The organism is Acinetobacter rudis (genome assembly GCF_031157835.1).
GTDB classification, from domain to species: Bacteria; Pseudomonadota; Gammaproteobacteria; order Pseudomonadales; family Moraxellaceae; genus Acinetobacter; species Acinetobacter rudis_A.
Genome location: NZ_JAVIDR010000003.1, coordinates 239,196 through 258,459, shown reverse-complemented (window position 1 = coordinate 258,459; position 19,264 = coordinate 239,196). Strand labels below are relative to the sequence as shown.

The window sequence follows — 19,264 nt, the reverse complement described above, 5'->3', positions numbered from 1 at the left end:
TATGTAGATATTTACTGGTGGGGTGTAGCAGTATTTATTTAATGGTAATAATAATGAGAATTACTAGCAAAAACAATAAAAATGTTAACCCAGCATTTGAATCGTTTTAGGGATTTTAAAATAGTGATTGAGGGGATAGCAGTGTTCTATGTAATGATTACAAGATTAAGGCCTTATGTATTTTTAACTGAATTTATTTAATGTTTATAAAATGAGAGCAATATCACGGTATTACGATTAGTCAAAATACTGTAAAAATTATTCAATATGAATGAAATAGCTTCAATCTACAGTGTAGGGTCTTTCAAGTTAAGCTTAAGATCACGTTTATGAAATATTCAATTTTAGCACTTTCAATTTTCAGTATTTTAGCACTAAGCGCCTGTAATAATAGCGATAGTGATCAAAATGAACATCAGACAGAAATTCCGAGCAAACCTGGTGATGGGGCAGGTACTGGTGAAACTGAAACAGGTGAGGCAGTTCCTGAAGATGAAGTAATACCTCAAGCAAAGCTATTGTTTTCTGAAGATTTTAAAAATTTATCAGCATTGCCTGCGGATTGGAAAGTCATAGATAATAATCCTGGAACAGTGCAAGTACGTGATGGTCATTTATATATTGATGGTCGTAATCATAGTACTCAGATGACAACAGTAATGTTGCCAGAAAAAACTCAACAATATACTGATTATCGTGTTGATGTAGAGTTTACCTACTTAAATGCCAACAACAGTAGCCGTTGGGGCAGCATCATTTATCGTGCCAATGCTGCTCAAGCAAATAACACACCAAATCCATATTACCAATTTGCCATTCGCTCTGCTGCTACAGCAAGTAATGGTACTGAGTTTGCTCTGCGTGAAAATAATCAGTGGAATGTAATGGAAACAGCCGCATACACTGAAAATATAGATCCAAATCGAACCTATACCGCCACAGTCATCGTACAAGGTAATCGAGTACGTCAATATTTAAACGGTGCTTTGTTGCATGATGCAGAAATGTCAACGCAGCAGCGACAAGGTGGTATTGGTCTATCCACGGCTGGATTGGAAATGCGTGTTGACCGAATTAAGGTGACAGAACAATTAGAAAAATTACCAAGTTTGCAAAATGCTGCGGTGAATGTACAAGATGCTGCAACTCAGGTTTCTGTTGCACCTACGATTATTCAACGTGTAAGTAATAGCACGAATTTATATACAGATCGCGCAAGCCAGTGGGCATTTACATTGGATGCTGAGTTAAATTTGCTCGACCAAAATGGTCAAAAACATGGACGTTTACAGCAGTTTTTATCTGATACGCAGCGCCGTGTTATTCCGTTATTGGCGATTAAAGATGAAGCTACACTGAACGCATTAGCTGCAATTTCTGAACAGTCTGATTTAACTGATATTAGTTTATATTCTGACAATGAAGATTTATTACGTAAAGCACATGGCTTAGTACCCAATGCACGTACAGTGCTAGATTTAAGTCAAGCGAGTCAATGGGGGAGTCGTCGTGAAGATTTACAGTCTATAGTATTTAAGACCAACCGTTCATTTGCACGAATTGTAATATTACCTGAGCACTTGATTAATAAGGCGAATGTTGCCTATCTACAACAGCGTTTGTTGACCGTATGGGGACAAAGTCAGGCCAACTCGATGCAAGCTGCGGGCCAAATACTGGTTTCTGGCTTAAATGGTATATTAACTGAGCATAGTGTTTTATATAACAACATATTAGCTGCGATGCCTTATGCAACACTGTTACGTAAGCCTTTAGTTGTAGGGCATCGAGGTGTACCAAGTTTGGAAGACGAAAATACTTTAGAGGGAGCCAAAAGAGCGGTTGAATTGGGTGCTGATGCTGTTGAAAATGATATCTATATTACCAAAGATAATCACTTGGTCATTATGCATGATGCTACAGTGGATCGAACCACCAATGGTAAGGGGCTGATTGAAGATATGACCTTGGCTGAGGTAAAACAGTTAAAAACTCAAGTTAAAGGTTATGCTGTACCTACTATGGCTGAGTATTTTAAGGCATTTAAAAATAATAAAAAAATTGTACATTTCATTGAGCTCAAAAGTGGAAATGAAAAAATTGTTCCACAATTGAAAAAAGAAATTGAAGAATATGGTATTCAAGATCAAGTGGTCACCATATCTTTTGATACAGCACAAATAAAGCGTATGAAGAATATTTTACCTGAATATTCAACCGGGTTTTTAACTGGTAATGTGCCCAAAACAGATAATGTACTCAAAGATGTAAAAAAACTAATGGGTGTGACACAGAGTTATGCTTCAACTTTTAATCCAAGTTTTGGCAATCTACAGCCGTCACTGCTCGAAGCTGCAAAACATCGAGGGATTACTTTTTGGCCGTGGACTTATCGTGATGCTGATAGCTTTAAGCGACATTATGTGGCTGGAATAAATGGCTTAACCACCGATTATAGCCAGTTTGCCAGTGATTATGTGGTGGACTTAAAGACCGCGACCACAGCGCAAGTAAAAGTAGGAGATCACTTAAACTTCCCTACAACGCTGATCACACAAAATGGTCAACAACGCCAAGTAAATGCAAACCAATTAATCGTCCTTTCCGCTCAACAGGCTCAGCATCGTAATAGTGGTACGCTGAGCTATAAGAGCGCTGGGACTGCTTATGTGATCCCTGGTTATAAGTACAGTATTGATGGTCAGTATGCATATACTATATTCACACAACCTGTGAAAATTACTGTGACAGCACCTTAAATTGCTTACATTTTTTAATTTCAAATTTAACTGATATATCAATTGGTTAAAATTACAATAAAGTTAAAAGCACTCTGTTTGCAAAAGCAGAGTGTTTAAATCATCGAATCAAAATTTTTAATTATCTTGATTATTACTAAAGATTTTTATCAATTAATATTGTTATTTTTCTAGTTTTGCCCGTTTTTCTTAGGTATATTTTTAAATATGACATCAGTAGCAAAAGCTACATTTTGTTAAATTTAAGATTAATGATACAGAGTGGTTTAAAATTAGAACATGATTTTTGATAGCAAAATTTCAATTTTAACACTCTCATTGACAACACTTTTGGGTTTAAGTGCTTGTCACGATAGTTATAGTAAAACACCAAAATTGGCATTGCCCAACTATGTAGAAGAACTTTCTGGGACACATATTGAGAGAAAACAATATGTTTCAGATAATCCTGTTGTTACAGTACAAAATGAGAGTACTTCTGTTGCGTTAGCACCAAGCATTATCCAAATTGTGACAGCAAAGAGCGATTTAGAGATGGATCGTGCTAATCAATGGGCTTTTCGCTTGGATGCAAAACTCAACCTTTTGGATCAACAGGGGAAAAAACATGGAACATTACAGCAATTCCTTAATGATCCTTCCCGTCGTACGCTTCCTTTATTAGCGATTCAAAATGAAGCGACGTTAAATGCTTTGGTTCAGATTGCAAATCAGATTGATCTTTCAGATATAAGTTTAAGATCAAATGATGAACAGCTGTTGCGTAAAATTCATGTCATGTTACCCAGTAGCCGTACTGTATTGGACTTGAGTCAGGCTAAAAAATTGGGAAGTAAGCGCAAAGATTTGGCAGATATCTTGCACCGTACCAATGCAGCCTATTCTCGAATTGTTATTTTGCCATCCTACATGATTAATAAAGATAATGTCTCTTTTTTACAACAACGCTTATTAACGGTTTGGGGGGAAAGTACAGGGCAGGACTTTGCAGCAGCAGGACGTACTTTAGTTTCAGGACTCAATGGCATTATTACAAGTAATAGCTATCCATATATGGATATATTAAGCACAATGCCAAAACCAACCTTATTACGTAAACCATTAATTATTGGTCATCGTGGTGTGCCTAGTCTAGAAGATGAAAATACATTAGAAAGTGCAAAAAAAGCGGTTGCTTTGGGTGCTGATATTGTAGAAAACGATATTTATATAACGAAAGATAAACATTTAGTCATTATGCATGATCCAATGGTTGATCGAACCACCAATGGCAAAGGATATATTGAGCAAATGACTTTGGCTGAAGTGAAGCAGCTATCTACACATCGAGGACATAAAGTACCCACATTAGCTGAATATTTTCAAACCTTTAGAGACAACAAAGATATGGTGCACTTTGTTGAAATTAAAAGTGGTCACCCTGAACTGATTACTGAATTAAAAAAAGAAATTGAACAATATTCTATAGAGGATCAAGTGGTTGCTATATCGTTTAATACTGCGCAAATTAAACGTATGAAATATCAGCTTCCTGGTTATACGACAGGGTTATTAACGGGTAATGTGCCTAAAACCAATGATGTGCATAAAGATGTGAAAAGCTTAATGGATGTAACACAGCGACATGCTTCTACATTTAATTCAAGCTATGGCAATATCACTTCTGCCTTGCTTGAAGTGGCTAAACATCGAGGGATTAGTTTTTGGCCTTGGACGTTCCGTGATGAAAAAGTGTTTAAGCATTACTATTTAACAGGTGTAAATGGATTAACAACGGATTACACTCAATTTGCTTCAAAGTATATGGTGAATATCCAAACTATGGATAATACAGAGCGCCATATACAAGTGGGTGAAACACTTCATTTTCCAATACAACTCACCCAGCAAGATGGGCAAAAGGTCTTAGCTGAAGCTAATCAATTAATATTATTGTCTAGTCAACAAGCGCTTTATCGTGATACGGGCTCAATCCGTTATATTGGCTCAGGCACAGCCTATGTGATGCCAGGCTATCAATATAGTATTGATGCTACCCATCATTATACGATCTTTGCAGCACCTATTAAGGTGAAGGTGAGTGATGTGCCTGCCGAAGTATCGGTACAGGTGGCTCCCTGAACTCAAGTCAAAGTATTACTGCTTTAGAACTTGGCTTAAATATTGTTCATTTTCTACTCTATTTAAATAAAGCTTACCCTCTTTGAAAAGAGGGTGGTTTTAGTTTTTCTTTTGAGTTGAGAGCCAACATAATAAGGCACCGAAACAAACCATCAGTGCACCTTGCCAAAAACTAAAGCTTAGCGTGGTATTGAGCATAAATACTGAAACAAGTGTGGAGAGTACAGGAACAAAATAAGAAGAGGCTGCCAGAAGTGTGACATTCCCATGCATAATGCCAATATTCCAAGCGCCATAACTAATACTCATTGCAAAAGCAGCAAAGAGTAAATAAGGAAGGGCCGCTAATTCAAAGTGAAGGTTGTAGTCACCTGAAAGATACCATTTAACCCATAAGGCTATTGATACCAAAATAAAAAACAAAGTAACCCCATTTTTACCATCTGCAAGGCGAGTCGTTATGGTGCAATAAGCTGCCCAAAATAATACTCCTAAAGCAGCCAATATATAGCTTAAGGGATTGCTTTGAATATTGAGCAGTATGTTTTGGAGGTTTAAACCTTGCTCTCCACCTAATACCCAGCTAATTCCCAAAAGAGATAAACATAGACCTGGTATAATGAGCCAATTGACTTTTTGATGATTAAATATAACAGCAAATAAAATGGTCATTGTTGGCCATAAATAATTGACTAAACCAACCTCTATGGCTTGATGATTTGTTTTTGTATAGCCAATAGAAAGAGCAAGACAAATTTCATAACTAACAAACAGTAAGCTTCCCCATATTAAGTACTGAATTGGAAATGCTTTTAAAGATGTCCAGCCAAATGAAAAAAGTAAAATAATTGAGGCTAAGCTATACATTAATGCTGCCCCAGCAATAGGGCCAAAAAAGAAACTGATTGCTTTAATCAGAGCAACGATAAAACTCCATAAAATAATGGCAGTCATACCAATCCATGTTGCTTTATACGAATTCATTTATTTCAATGACCAACTAAAATGGGTAAAGCGTTATAGTAGATAAAATTAAGCAAGAGTTAAAATAATCATCACATATATTTGCAGTAGATTGAATGTGGATTGATGTTTATGGCGTCCATGCCATGCGATATTTATATAGCTTTATCTTTATGGAGTAACCAGTTCAATGAACTGATCTAAGGCAGCCTTAAGTTGTTCATTGAGTTCAAAAGAACAATTAATACGGATGTGGTGTTGTTGGTCTTCAAGCGTATTAAATAATATGCTTGGGGCAATACCAATATTTTTTTGGATTAAATGATCATAAATACTGAGACTATTAATATGTAGTGGTAACTCAATCCATAAAAAATATCCTGATGGATAGTAGTGAATTTTACAATCACTTGGTAGCCGTGCTTTGAGATATTGGTAAAATTGCTTTTTATAACGCTGTAAAGCGCTACGTAAAGTTTTTAAATGTTTCTCATAGTGACGGTGGCTTAAGTATTCAGTGAGCGCATTTTGAATAAATGAATTGACTGATAAGGTACTCATTAATTGTAAATGTTGAATTGACTCAGAAAATTTACCCGCATGTACCCAACCTATACGAAAACCTGCACCCAGTGTTTTGGAAAATGAAGAACAATGCAAAACAAGATTTTGTTGGTCAAAGTATTTCATGGGTAATGGTTTTTTTGCGCCATAGTACAATTCTTCATAAACATCATCCTCAATTAATTGAATCTGATAATCATGCAGTAATTTAGCTAATTTATATTTATTTTCATCACTGAGCGTATAGCCAATTGGATTTTGACTATTGAGCATTAACAAACACACTTTAATTGGATAGTTTTGTACAGCTTGTTCAAAAGCCTCTAAATCTAGACCATGTTCGGGGTGTTCAGGAATACTTATCACTTTTAGACCTAGACGTTCTGCTGCCTGCCATGCGCCATAGAAAATTGTAGCCTGAAGCAATATATAATCGCCTGGTTGAGTTAATGCTTGTAAAGAAAGATTAAGTGCATCTAAACCACCAGAGGTAATGACTATATCGGATGGATCAGTTTGTATACCTTGCATACAATAGCGTTGGGCAATCCATTGTCTGAGGGCAAAATGTCCTGGCGGTAAACTGGGGGTTTGATCATAACTACGTTTTTGCCGTGCTAGTTGTCCCATCGTCTGAATTAACTTCGGAGAGTAGAGCAATTGACTATCTGGAAATGCTGAGCCGAAGGGGATGATTTGATCAGATTGAATAGATTTTAAATACTTAAATACGATTGAGTTAATCTCAATATGATCATTAATAGTAAGGTCTAATGGCTCAGTGGTAGAGGCAGTTGGGCCAGTAACAAAATAACCAGACTTTTCTTTTGAATAAATTAGACCTTGTGCCTCCAATGACTGATACGCATTCATCACTGTAATTAAACTAAAACCTGATTGGCTGGCTTGTTGACGCAAAGACGGCAGTTTTTCGTGAAATTTCCAAGTGCCATTTTGAATCAGTCGTTTTAAGCTATTGGCTAATTGTTCAGATTTATACATAGAAAATCCACGGTGAAATATAGAAAAACCTATAGACTTGAGGTCTATAGGTTAACGATATAAGAGGTTAATAGGCAAAGTACAACATAATTTTAAATAATCCAGCAATAATTGCTAAACCTAAAAAACCGACTAGCCACAATAAAATAAACCATTGCATTGAGCTTAGATGAAGCTGACGTTTATGAAACATAATGTCTCCAATATATTGTGTAGATAACAAATTTAATGATAGCCACTATCACCAACGCGCACTTTGTCTCTAAATACCCAATAACCCATAATGGTATAAGCAATAATAATGGGAATAAAAATAACAGCGCCTACTAAAGTAAACTTTAGACTTGATGCAGGTGCAGCTGCTTGCCAAATTGTAACTGTAGGTGGAATGATCATTGGCCATAAGCTAATGATAAAACCAGTAAAGGCGAGAAAGACTAATGCTAATGTATATACAAAAGGTTGATATTCAAGACGGTTTTTACATGCAGATATAATCAGTGCAACGAAAATGATCACTAATATAGGTACTGGGCTAAAGTAATAGAGTTGAGGCAAACTAAACCAACGTTCTGCAATATTTGCATGCGTCAGAGGTGTATATAAACTGACTACAGCAAAAATGAGTAATAGCACTAAAATTAATTTAGGCATAAGTTGGTACATACGTAGTTGTAATGCTGTCTCAGTTTTTAAAATCAACCATCCACAACCTAAGGCAGCATACATAACAACAACACCTAGTCCAGTGAACAAACTAAAAGGGGTTAACCAATCAAATGCTGCACCCGTATATATTCCATTTGTTGTTTCAATGCCTTGAATATATGCACCTAAAATAACACCTTGTAAAAAACTAGAGATGATAGAACCCCATATAAAGGCATGGTCCCAAAGATATTTACTTCGGTTAGCTTTAAATCGAAATTCAAATGCGACACCACGAAAAATCAGTGCGACAACCATGAGCATGATTGGCATATATAAGGCTGAAAGGACAGTTGCATAAACAAGTGGAAAAGCAGCATATAAACCTGCTCCACCAAGAACCATCCAAGTTTCATTACCATCCCAAACAGGGGCAACAGTATTCATCATTACATCGCGCTGTTGTTGTTCTTTAATCAGTGGAAATAAAATTCCAATGCCTAAATCAAAACCATCTAGAATGACATATATGAGCACACCAAGGCCAATAATTCCCACCCAAACCAGAGCTAAATCAATCATGTGAATTATCCTTTTGTGGTTTAGAATTTGTTTGATCGTCGTTGTATTCGATTGCATCATCGACAGCACTGAGTGGACGCCGTGCTGTTTTAAATCGGTCTGTTGTGGTTTCTAGTTCATGTAAAAATACAGGGCCGGTACGCATGATTTTAAACATGTAGTAAATACCAGTACCAAAAACGATGCTATAAACAAGAACGAAAATAATCAGACTGATTCCGACTTGATCGGCACTCACACTATGAGATAAGCCTTGGTTGGTGCGCAGTACGCCATAAATTAACCACGGTTGGCGACCTACTTCGGTTGTGATCCAACCTGCAAGTAAAGCGATATAACCACTTGGTCCCATGATGAATGCAAAACGATGAAACCATGAGGTATTGTATAAACGACCAGTTTTTCTAAGCCAAAGTGCGAGTATGGACATACAGAGCATCAAAACACCAAGGCCGACCATAACCCTAAAACTCCAAAATACAATAGGCACATTAGGTCGATCAGCTACCGAAAAGTCTTTTAAACCAGTAACCTTACCTTCAAGGCTATGTGTTAATACCAAACTTCCTACATTGGGCAGGCCAATTTCAGCGTGGTTTCGTTCATTTTGCATATCTGGTATAGCAAACAATAGCAGTGGCATACCGTGGTCATGATTGGTTTCCCAATGTCCCTCGATCGCAGCGAGTTTTGCAGGTTGATGTTTTAAGGTATTTAAACCATGTAAATCCCCTAAGATGATTTGCATTGTGGAGGTTGCAAGCACCATCCATAAGCCTAGAGAAAATGATTTTTTAACAAGCTCATCACGGCGGCCTTTAAACAAATGCCATGCTGCTGTTGCAACAACTAAGAGTGATGACACTAAAAAGGCAGCTGTGGCCATGTGAGCAAAGCGATAGGCAAAAGAAGGGTTAAAGACAATTGCCCACCAATCAGTAGGTACAATGAGACCATTTACTATGCTAAAACCTTGAGGTGTTTGCATCCAACTATTTGATGATAAGATCCAGAACATCGAAATACAGGTACCAACAGCGACCATAAGTGTTGCAAAAAAGTGAGCTTTAGCACTCACGCGCCCCCAACCAAAGAGCATAATACCTAAGAATCCAGCCTCTAAGAAAAAGGCACTGAGTACTTCATAGGTTAATAATGGGCCTGTTATGCTTCCCGCAATACGAGAAAATTCACTCCAGTTCGTACCAAACTGATAGCTCATGACTACGCCAGATACAACCCCCATGCCAAAGGCAATGGCAAAAATTTTAATCCAATATTTAAATAAATCACGATAGACTGGATTTTGCGTGCGCAACCATTTCCATTCTAATAAGGCGAGAAAACATGCCAAACCAATTGAGGTGGCAGGGAAGATAATATGAAAAGAAACGGTGAAAGCGAATTGGATACGTGCCAACTCTAAGGCTGTTAAACCTAAACTCATGTGCAACTCCCCAAGCGAGTTTTACTACAGTAGTGAGTACGATATTGAGAAAATTAAGATCCAGTAATCCGTTTTAATACACAGATTGGTGCATTATCACTACCTAGTTAAAATATTATTTAAATAGTGCAGGGTAAAATAGGCTTTGAGTAGGTACAGAAATTTAGCGAAAATTTATAACAGATTTTAAGGAGTGGAGCTGATCTGTTATATTTTTTTTTGCAATATTTGTTGCTATAACTGATGCATTATTTACTGCAAAATAGTCATTCGATCAGTGCATCGTTCAGATAATTGATTAAAAATGGACTGACAACAAAGGGTAAATACATGTTTGTGACGACACAGTTGAATGCTATTGCTGAAATATTGGGCGTAGAGCATTTTTCCAATTCAACCCACAGTATATTACAACAGCAATATGTTAATATCGAAGCGACATTATTGCGTTCCAAAGTCTTACGTAATTTTTCTAAAGCCAAAACTCATGCGATTATTCAATCTGCCATTCCAATGGGGCATGCAAGTTTAGCCTACTTATTTTCACCTTTTGTTTTAGCCAATCTTAATCAAAAGGTAATTTATAGTACACCGGCAACCTCAGCAGTATTGGATGTATTTCAACGTTATTATCAAGTTGAAGCTCAGTCATTTAGACAGGATTTTGAAAGTTTAGATGCATTGAACTTGGTTATTGACTTGATGCCTAATGATTTATCAGACCGCGATTTTTTGCACTTGGCTTTAGTAAAAGCACTATGTCGTTCTGATATTTCAAGCATATTTTTAATCAGTCCTTTGGCCATAGATTTGCAAAAATGTGCTGAATTAGAAAAGTTTTTTCAAATTCAGATTCAAGTACTTTCTACTGAGGCATTAGGTAACATGCTGCTTGATGAACCATTGAATTTGGCAAAACTGCTGTTTAAAAAGAAAGATTCGTGTTACAGCGAGCTTTGTCAGCAATTCTCCAAACTCAATGCTGAATTATTGCAAAGCTGCGTTGATTATCGCGATCAACAGTTACAACACCTCATTGACGATATGTTCTACACAGAACATATTTATGAAAAACTCTCGGTATATGGTGAGTTTATGCAGACTCGTTTGCAAAATCATCTGCAGTCTAAGCAACAACCAATGCAGTTAAAAGCATAATGATGTGATACTTTGACTCTATTTCTCAGTTGAGTTCTATGGGAATAATCAGCTGACTTACTGCAAAGGATTTGCATCAGTTGCAAGACTGAATTTCAAGGTTTAAAGATTCATGACGTTCCAACATCATCTCACTGTGCTTGTGCAACTGGCATTGATTATTTTCATTTGGGTGATTGCCTATATTATTCAAACCAGTTTACAGCTACCTATAGCCTCAGGAATACTCGGCTTATTTTTATTACTGTTACTGCTAAATTTGAAGTGGATTAAAATCAATATGGTTGAGCAGGGAGCACAATTTTTATTGGCTAATCTACTGTTGTTTTTTATTCCCCCTGTTGTTGGCTTAATTCAGTATCAAGAATTGTTATTGCAACGTGGTGGTCAGCTGGTTTTTGCAATAACGATAAGTACAATATGCGTTATGGTGAGTAGTGTTTGGAGTATTCAATGGTTACTGCGTAAATCAACTCAGAAGAAGGCGCAGTCATGAATACAATGGGTATATTATTTCTTGGTTTAACTTTAGTACTTTATATACTGTGTAAAAAACTCTTTTTACATACTCAGAAAATTATTCTATCTCCCATTATTTTGGTGTCTTTGCTGAGTATTGCAGTTTTAGTTATTTTTGATCGGCCATATGCTGAATATCATATGTATAACCAATATTTAGTAACGATGTTAGGACCTGTAACAGTTGCTTTTGCCATTCCGATGTATAATTTTCGCGCAGTCATTAGACAGCATTTTAAAGTGCTCATTTTGAGTTCTTGTATTGCTATGGTTGTAGGTGTGCTTAGCAGTTGGATATTTGCTGTTTATTTTGATTTTGACACTGTACTGACGAATAGTTTACTTGCACGCTCAATTTCGATTCCATTTGCTTTGGCTTTGACAGAGCAAATTGGCGGATCGATTAGTTTGGTGCCTTTATTTACTGTAATTACAGGTTTAGTGGGGATGGTGATTGGGGACTTTATCTTATTAATGCTTGGTTTTAATCATTATCTTGCAAATGGAGCTGCTTGGGGGAATGCGGCTCATGCTATGGGGATTGCATGTGCCCAACAAAGACATCCACAAGAAGCCGTCATTGCAAGTTTATCTATGATTCTCTCAGGCATTATGATGGTATTGTTTGGTCCATTTGTCATCGGGCTATTTTTGTAATAAGAAAGTGAATCATCTGTAAAGTTCGCCATAGTTAAATGATATGACTAAAATGGCGAACTAAACATAAATAATTAAAGGTTAAGGGGCAGTTTTAGCAATGCTAAATGGATAAGAGCCTTCGGTTAAATGTTGATCCTTGCTTTTTAATTTCCAGTGTACGCTATAACTTCCATCTTTGAGGGTTGGGACATTAATGGTGTAGTTTTTTGCTGCAGCAGCCTGCGCCTTAAATTTGAGTGGAATTACATTGTGATTTTCATCGTGTATCTCTATCTTTTTTAACGTGGTTTTTTCATTAAAACTGAGTTTTATTTGTTTAGGTGACTGTGAAACAGTGCTGTCAGATGCAGGGGTTGAGCTGATTAATTTGCTGTGGGCGTAGAGTTGACTACTACTCAAACCCAGTATGAGTGCCAGTGCAAAATGAATATAGCTTTTATGTTGAGTGAAAATCATAAGAAACATCTCGTCTAAACGATGAAAAGAAGAAAAATCATTTTCAAAGCTTTTATTTGCTCGCTCAAAGTGAATACTGTGTTTTTGTTTTTAATGTTTATAAAGGCTAGGTGTAAATTTGTTTTTCGCCCTTTATCCTTGTTACGATTTCAAAGTTATGTAAACAATTTGGGAGAATTTCAGTCCAAAGCTTGACCTTACCATGAGGGTAATCTTTAAGCTAATAGCATGATCTTACTCAATGATTTGAGGAATGCAGAATGAGCAATAAACCAGAGCTGACTACACAGTATCAAGACAGTATCCTTATTGAAGGTATGACTTGTGCGTCTTGTGTAGGACGAGTTGAACGTACTTTAAAAAAAGTGCCAGGAGTAAATAAGGTTTCTGTCAATCTTGCGACTGAAACTGCATTTATCGAAAGTGAGCATGAGCTTGATCCAGCAGTTATTGAAGCTGCTGTACAACGTGCAGGATTTGCTGTGAAAGTGCCACCAGCTATTGTATTAAATGTAGAGGGGATGACGTGTGCCTCATGTGTTGGACGTGTTGAAAAGGCAATAAGCAAAGTGCCAGGGGTACGTCGAGCACAAGTAAATTTAGCAACAGAACAAGCAACAATTGAAGCTTCATCTTCAGTGCATGTTCCACAATTAATCCAAGCCATTGCTCGAGCTGGTTATCAAGCACACTTGTTGAATCAACAAGATGATCTAAGTCAAATCGATAAAAAAATGCAGGAACAAACGTCACTCAAACGTGATTTGTACATTGCTGCACTACTTGCACTGCCTGTTTTTATTTTAGAGATGGGGTCGCATTTGCTACCTACATTCCATCAATTCATTAGTACAACTTTAGGCATGCATAATAGCTGGTTAATACAGTTTGTGTTGACAACACTGATATTAATTTTACCTGGTCGTCGTTTCTATCGGCATGGCATTCCTGCATTGTTGCGTTTAGCTCCTGACATGAATTCTTTGGTGGCAGTAGGCACTTTGGCTGCCTATGGTTACTCTATTATTGCGACATTTATACCGCAGTGGTTGCCTACAGGCACAGTCAATGTTTATTTTGAAGCTGCAGCTGTGATTGTTGCCCTAATTTTATTGGGCCGCTATTTTGAGGCTAAAGCCAAGGGGCGTACTTCTCAAGCAATTCAACATTTATTGGGGTTGCAGCCTAAAACAGCAAGAGTTGAACAGAACGGTGAACTTGTTGAGCTGCCGATCGAAGATGTTCTCACTGGCATGGTGATAGAGTTAAAGCCAGGTGAGCGTGTTCCTGTTGATGGTGAGGTGTTATCAGGACAAAGTTACATAGATGAATCAATGATGACTGGTGAACCATTAGCAGTAGAAAAAACAGTTGGTAGTCAGGTTGTTGGTGGCACAATCAATCAAACAGGAAGCCTACGTATTCAAGCAACAACGGTGGGTGGTTCCTCTGTTTTGGCTCAAATCATCCGTATGGTAGAACAAGCCCAAGGGACGAAACTCCCCATTCAAGCACTTGTAGATAAAATCACATTGTGGTTTGTGCCTGCAGTAATGCTGTTGGCATTATTAACTTTTGTCATTTGGTTATGGTTTGGTCCTGAACCTGCTTTAAGTTTTGCCTTAGTGAATGCAGTTGCTGTACTTATTATTGCTTGTCCATGTGCAATGGGGTTAGCGACGCCTACATCAATTATGGTCGGGACAGGACGTGCTGCTGAACTAGGGGTGTTATTTCGTAAAGGTGATGCGCTACAAGGCTTGAAAAATGCACGTGTTGTTGCATTAGATAAAACAGGGACCTTGACGGAAGGTAAGCCAAGTTTGAGTGACTTTGAAACGGTCGCAGGTTTTGATCATGATAAAGTATTGGCGCAAGTTGCAGCGGTTGAAGCCAAATCAGAACATCCTATTGCACAAGCAATCGTTGAAGCTGCTCAAGCACGTGGTTTGGTATTATCAAAAGTAGATCACTTTAAATCGATCACTGGTTATGGCATTGAAGCTGAGGTGGAGGGGCAAACAATTCACATTGGTGCTGATCGTTTCATGACAAAGCTTGGTATAGATTTATCTCAATTTAGTGAAACTGCTCAACGTTTGGGCAATGCAGCGAAAACACCCTTATATGTGGCTGTTGATCATCAATTGGCTGCTGTAGTCGCAGTTGCTGATCAAATTAAAGAGACCACATTTTCTGCTATTCGTGAATTACACCGTTTAGGCTTAAGCGTTGCTATGATTACTGGAGACAATAAGCACACTGCAGAAGCAGTTGCAAAACAGCTTAAAATTGATGATGTTATTGCAGAAGTTCTACCAGAGGGTAAAGTTGCAGCGATTCAGCAGTTACAACAACGCTATGGCTATGTGGCTTATGTAGGCGATGGTATTAATGATGCTCCTGCTTTGGCACAGGCAGATGTGGGCTTGGCAATTGGCACAGGGACTGATGTTGCGATTGAAGCTGCAGATGTGGTGTTAATGTCAGGTAGCTTAGTTGGGATTCCGAATGCAATTGCGTTAAGCCAAGCAACGATGAAAAATATTCAACAGAATTTATTTTGGGCATTTGCATACAACGTGGCATTAATTCCAATTGCAGCAGGTTTATTATATCCAAGCTTTGGTATATTACTTTCACCAATATTCGCTGCAGGTGCAATGGCCTTATCTTCAGTGTTTGTATTAAGTAACGCCTTAAGATTAAAGGCATTTAAACCTGTGGCATTAAAATAATTAATCACCAATAGTGTTATCCGATTGGAGGACTTCAATGAATATTGGTCAAGTGGCTAAACATACGGGTATTTCTGCAAAGATGATCCGATATTATGAAGAGATTGGTCTGATTGAGCCAGCACGCCGATCAGATGCAGGATATCGAATTTACGCTGATCAAGATCTAAAGACATTGGCATTCATTAAACACTCACGTGAATTGGGTTTTTCTTCTGAACAAATGAAAGAACTTATTTCACTTTGGCGTAATACTGGGCGCAGCAGTGCGGAGGTTAAACAATTGGCTTCTATGCATATTGCGACACTGAATGCCAAAATTCGGGCCATGCAAGATATGGTTAAGGCATTGGAGCAATCCGTTGCATGTTGTGCCGGTAATGAGCATCCTGAATGTAGTATTTTAGATCAATTAGAAAAGGGCATGAGCACCTAATTATGTGTCGTGGCTAAAAATAAATGAATTGAGAGATGATCAGGCTTGACTCTGTCATTGTGGCAAGGTTTAAGCTTTGCAATATCAAGATATGATGATGTTATGAAGGAGTAATTCCATGCAATTAGTGATTGAAAATATGACTTGTGGTGGCTGTGCACGAGGTGTAACTGCAACAATTAAATCTATTGATCCAGAGGCAAAAGTAGACATTGATGTCAGCACTAAAACAGTAAATTTAACCAGTTCAGCCGATCTTAACCAAATTCTTGTTGCTTTAGCAGAAGATGGTTTTCCAGCGGTAGAACAGTAAGCATTATATAGTACTTATTGTTTTCGACATAGAAGATGATAAAACCAAAGCCCTAGTGAAATAATATTTCACTAGGGCTTTATGTTTAGAAGAAAAGTAAACCAAATATTTTACAATACGTGGTTTTAATCTCTAGGGTTGAGATTATTCAGTTGCATATCTAAATGAATATGTTGCTGTGAAGACGGTTCTTCTATTCATTAGTAAATAACCATCCCTGTTATTCCTTGGCCTGCAGAATAAAATAATTCTTTTTCTAATGTGTTTATATCAATACGATAAACACATCCTGATAAATCTGAAACGTAGAAATGTGATTTATCTAAAACCATTCCAATTGCTTCTTTAAAACCACGCACTAAGACTTGATGATCTTCCAAACCATGTGCTGTTATTTTTGCAGCATTTAGTGAGTTGCCATTCGGTTCAGCCCCTCGATCTGTCCAATACAGAATTTGATTTTGATGATCAATTTCTAAATCAATAGGTTCAGGGAGGTGGTCAAGTAGTGTGGAAATATTATGGAACTGAGGGTTGGAGGAGAAATTAAAATCAGCACGAAATATTCTCCCTTGACCACCTTTTACTGTTCCTTTTTGGGTCCAATAGAGATGACTATGGTGTTTATCTAAAGCAATGCCTACACATTGGTCTAATTTATGCTTGGGATAAATTCCGGGGATACCTCGATCGACTAGTTTTTCAAGTTCACTGCCATCGGTATTGGCACGAAAAATGGCACCACCTTCTCGATCACACCAATATAGTTTTTGATTTGTATGATCAAGTCGCAATTGTTTAGGGGTGTAAAATTGTCCATCGCCTAAAATTTTAAGTTTGTCACTACCATCGAGTTTACTTCTATAGATTGCACCATCAGGATGTAAAAAGTCTTCACCTTCGCGGTATGCACCCATATCAGTCCAGTAAAAAAAACCGTTTGTAGTGTCAACTTGTATACCATCTCCATAACCAATATCTTCAATAATGGTTTTAATTTGACCTGTATTTTTGTCAAATGTAATGATCTGTTGGTTGAAAATATCTAATATGGCTAAATTATTTTTTTCTGAAGTTGGCACGATGAATGTCTCCATTTAATATGTAGTTTATATATGAGTAATTCGGTTGGTTTTAATATCTCTATTTAGGATATCTGGATATTAAAGTGCATCATTGTTTTCTTATTTATTATATATGGGTTTTAAATAATTATAGTGTTTTAAATTTAAAATATAATATTATTTATATTGTTGTTATTATAATAAGTTGCAGTGAATAAATAATACATACAATTTGATTTCATCAAAAATAATGATAATACTGATGTTGCGGGATTTGTGATGGTAATAGTTTGCTTTGGCGTGGATGTGCGATGTAACTTATATTTTATATATTTATTTATAAAAAAATTGTAGAGATATTTACTATTAGTGATTGAATAAAAAAACCCAGTTAAATTGAGGAATTTAACTGGGTTATATTCATATATGGCTATGAAAATATGATTAGTTAGGACTGCGTTTACGGTTTTTAAAAAAGTAGGCAGTACCTAAGCATAGCAACCAAACAGGAATCAAGATGACTGCAATTCGCATTGTTGGTGTATTCCACATAATCACCAATATTCCCACCATGAATACAACACAAATATAGTTTGTGATCGGATAAGCAATACTCGGAAAGAGTGTTACTTTCTTCTGTTGAATCATCGATTTTTTAAACTTGATATGGGTCAATGAGAGCATAGTCCAATTGATTACAATGGCTGAAACAACAAGGCTCATAAGAAGTTTAAATGCATCTTCGGGGAAAATGTAGTTTAAAAATACACAGATAGCTGTTACAAAAGCAGAGCATAAAATTGCAGCATAAGGAATACCACGCTTATTAATTTTGCTCAATACACGCGGTGCATTCCCTTGCTCTGCAAGACCTAATAACATGCGGCTTGTACCATAGCTTGTACCGTTATATACCGATATTGCTGCAGTTAAAACAATGAAATTGAGTACAGCTGCAACTCCAACATTGCCCAGCGCATCAAAAATTAGTACAAATGGGCTTCCACCTTCGGCAATTTGGTTCCAAGGGTAAAGTGATAATAAGATGAAGATTGTTCCAACATAAAACAAGAGTACACGGTAAACAATTTGGTTGACTGCTTTTGGAATCGTTTGGGTTGGATTCTTAGTCTCAGCTGCTGCAATACCAACTAATTCAATACCACCAAAAGAAAACATAATAATGGCCATTGCCATAATTAATCCGCTAAATCCATTTGGGAAAAAGCCACCCAATGCCCAAAGGTTGGATACAGAAGCAGTATCACCAGCGCGACCACTGGCAAGTAAATAAGCACCGAAAGCAATCATGCCAATAATGGCTAAGATTTTGATGATAGAAAATAAAAATTCCATTTCACCAAAAATTTTTACATGACTTAAGTTAATAATATTAATAAGTATGAAAAAGCCAAGTGCGGAAACCCAATTGGGAATTTCAGGCCACCAGTATTGAACATAAAGGCCAATAGCGCTTAGTTCTGCCATACAGACCAGCACGTTGAGTACCCAGTAGTTCCAGCCTGACATAAAGCCAGCGAAAGGACTCCAAAACTTGTAAGCGAAATAGCTAAAAGATCCACTTACAGGTTCTTCAACGACCATTTCTCCAAGTTGACGCATCATAAAAAATGCAATGAGACCTGCAATTGCATAGCCAAGAATGACTGATGGACCTGCAAGTTTAATGGTCTGAGAGATACCGAGGAAGAGACCAGTTCCGATTGAACCACCTAAAGCGATCAACTGAATATGTCGATTGCTTAAACCATGTTTCAATTTACTCTGTTCTGATGACATAAATATACCAATAAGGTTGATACCGCCGAAGCCA

The 19,264-nt window shown here is 37.2% G+C and carries 16 protein-coding genes; 8 read left to right on the top strand and 8 right to left on the bottom strand.

Annotated elements, in window-relative coordinates; all coding sequences use genetic code 11:
* Positions 1-329 precede the first annotated feature (329 nt).
* Both RFH42_RS05140 and RFH42_RS05135 read left to right on the top strand, forming a co-directional pair.
* Positions 330-2,759 carry a glycerophosphodiester phosphodiesterase family protein gene (locus RFH42_RS05140; protein WP_308974513.1) on the top strand — a complete coding sequence of 810 codons (2,430 nt, stop codon included), beginning with the start codon at positions 330-332 and terminating at the stop codon, positions 2,757-2,759.
* 279 nt (positions 2,760-3,038) lie between these two features.
* Positions 3,039-4,880 carry a glycerophosphodiester phosphodiesterase gene (locus tag RFH42_RS05135; protein ID WP_308974512.1) on the top strand — a complete coding sequence of 614 codons (1,842 nt, stop codon included), beginning with the start codon at positions 3,039-3,041 and terminating at the stop codon, positions 4,878-4,880.
* Between the two features lie 99 nt (positions 4,881-4,979).
* On the opposite strand, the gene yddG is transcribed toward RFH42_RS05135, so the two are convergent.
* The 5 genes from yddG to RFH42_RS05110 all read right to left on the bottom strand — a co-directional run bounded on the left by yddG (position 4,980) and on the right by RFH42_RS05110 (position 10,086).
* Entirely contained in the window at positions 4,980-5,864 is an 885-nt protein-coding gene (yddG, locus tag RFH42_RS05130) for an aromatic amino acid DMT transporter YddG (protein WP_308974511.1), read from the bottom strand.
* 150 nt (positions 5,865-6,014) lie between these two features.
* Positions 6,015-7,409: an aminotransferase-like domain-containing protein gene (locus RFH42_RS05125; protein WP_308974510.1), complete on the bottom strand. Its 1,395-nt coding sequence runs from the start codon at positions 7,407-7,409 to the stop codon at positions 6,015-6,017.
* Between the two features lie 67 nt (positions 7,410-7,476).
* On the bottom strand, positions 7,477-7,602 hold the full coding sequence (locus RFH42_RS05120; RefSeq protein WP_308974509.1) for a DUF2474 domain-containing protein: 126 nt from the start codon (positions 7,600-7,602) through the stop codon (positions 7,477-7,479).
* Positions 7,603-7,634: 32 nt separating this feature from the next.
* Positions 7,635-8,639: a cytochrome d ubiquinol oxidase subunit II gene (gene cydB / locus RFH42_RS05115; protein ID WP_308974508.1), complete on the bottom strand. Its 1,005-nt coding sequence runs from the start codon at positions 8,637-8,639 to the stop codon at positions 7,635-7,637.
* Positions 8,632-10,086 (bottom strand): cytochrome ubiquinol oxidase subunit I, encoded by a 1,455-nt coding sequence (locus RFH42_RS05110; protein WP_308974507.1) that lies wholly within the window; start codon positions 10,084-10,086, stop codon positions 8,632-8,634. The genes cydB and RFH42_RS05110 overlap by 8 nt, the downstream gene beginning before the upstream one ends.
* Before the next feature lie 330 nt (positions 10,087-10,416).
* On the opposite strand from RFH42_RS05110, the gene RFH42_RS05105 reads away from it, so the two are divergent.
* The 3 genes from RFH42_RS05105 (at position 10,417) to RFH42_RS05095 (ending at position 12,420) form a co-directional block, all read left to right on the top strand.
* On the top strand, positions 10,417-11,244 hold the full coding sequence (locus tag RFH42_RS05105) for a hypothetical protein (RefSeq protein WP_308974506.1): 828 nt from the start codon (positions 10,417-10,419) through the stop codon (positions 11,242-11,244).
* Positions 11,245-11,356: 112 nt separating this feature from the next.
* Positions 11,357-11,740, top strand: a complete 384-nt coding sequence (locus RFH42_RS05100) for a CidA/LrgA family protein (RefSeq protein ID WP_308974505.1) — start codon at positions 11,357-11,359, stop codon at positions 11,738-11,740.
* The gene (locus RFH42_RS05095; RefSeq protein ID WP_308974504.1) at positions 11,737-12,420 is read left to right on the top strand and encodes an LrgB family protein; all 684 of its coding nucleotides are present in this window, start codon (positions 11,737-11,739) and stop codon (positions 12,418-12,420) included. Before RFH42_RS05100 ends, RFH42_RS05095 begins: the two co-directional genes overlap by 4 nt.
* Positions 12,421-12,501: 81 nt before the next feature.
* Here the strand turns inward: RFH42_RS05095 and RFH42_RS05090 are convergent, their stop codons facing one another.
* Positions 12,502-12,879 (bottom strand): copper resistance CopC family protein, encoded by a 378-nt coding sequence (locus RFH42_RS05090; protein WP_308974503.1) that lies wholly within the window; start codon positions 12,877-12,879, stop codon positions 12,502-12,504.
* Between the two features lie 260 nt (positions 12,880-13,139).
* Here RFH42_RS05090 and RFH42_RS05085 point away from each other — a divergent pair, with 260 nt between their 5' ends.
* The 3 genes from RFH42_RS05085 to RFH42_RS05075 all read left to right on the top strand — a co-directional run bounded on the left by RFH42_RS05085 (position 13,140) and on the right by RFH42_RS05075 (position 16,366).
* Positions 13,140-15,617: a heavy metal translocating P-type ATPase gene (locus RFH42_RS05085; protein WP_308974502.1), complete on the top strand. Its 2,478-nt coding sequence runs from the start codon at positions 13,140-13,142 to the stop codon at positions 15,615-15,617.
* Between the two features lie 37 nt (positions 15,618-15,654).
* Complete coding sequence (cueR, locus tag RFH42_RS05080; RefSeq protein WP_308974501.1) at positions 15,655-16,053, top strand: Cu(I)-responsive transcriptional regulator; 399 nt, start codon at positions 15,655-15,657, stop codon at positions 16,051-16,053.
* A gap of 118 nt (positions 16,054-16,171) precedes the next feature.
* A complete protein-coding gene (locus RFH42_RS05075) occupies positions 16,172-16,366 on the top strand; it encodes a heavy-metal-associated domain-containing protein (protein WP_308974500.1) in 195 nt (64 codons plus the stop codon).
* 200 nt (positions 16,367-16,566) lie between these two features.
* Here RFH42_RS05075 and RFH42_RS05070 read toward each other — a convergent pair whose 3' ends face one another.
* Together RFH42_RS05070 and RFH42_RS05065 are read right to left on the bottom strand one after the other, a co-directional pair.
* Positions 16,567-17,448, bottom strand: coding sequence for a hypothetical protein (locus RFH42_RS05070; RefSeq protein WP_308974499.1), 882 nt, complete (start codon positions 17,446-17,448; stop codon positions 16,567-16,569).
* Positions 17,449-17,874: 426 nt separating this feature from the next.
* The gene (locus tag RFH42_RS05065; protein ID WP_308974498.1) at positions 17,875-19,230 is read right to left on the bottom strand and encodes an amino acid permease; all 1,356 of its coding nucleotides are present in this window, start codon (positions 19,228-19,230) and stop codon (positions 17,875-17,877) included.
* Positions 19,231-19,264 lie beyond the last annotated feature (34 nt).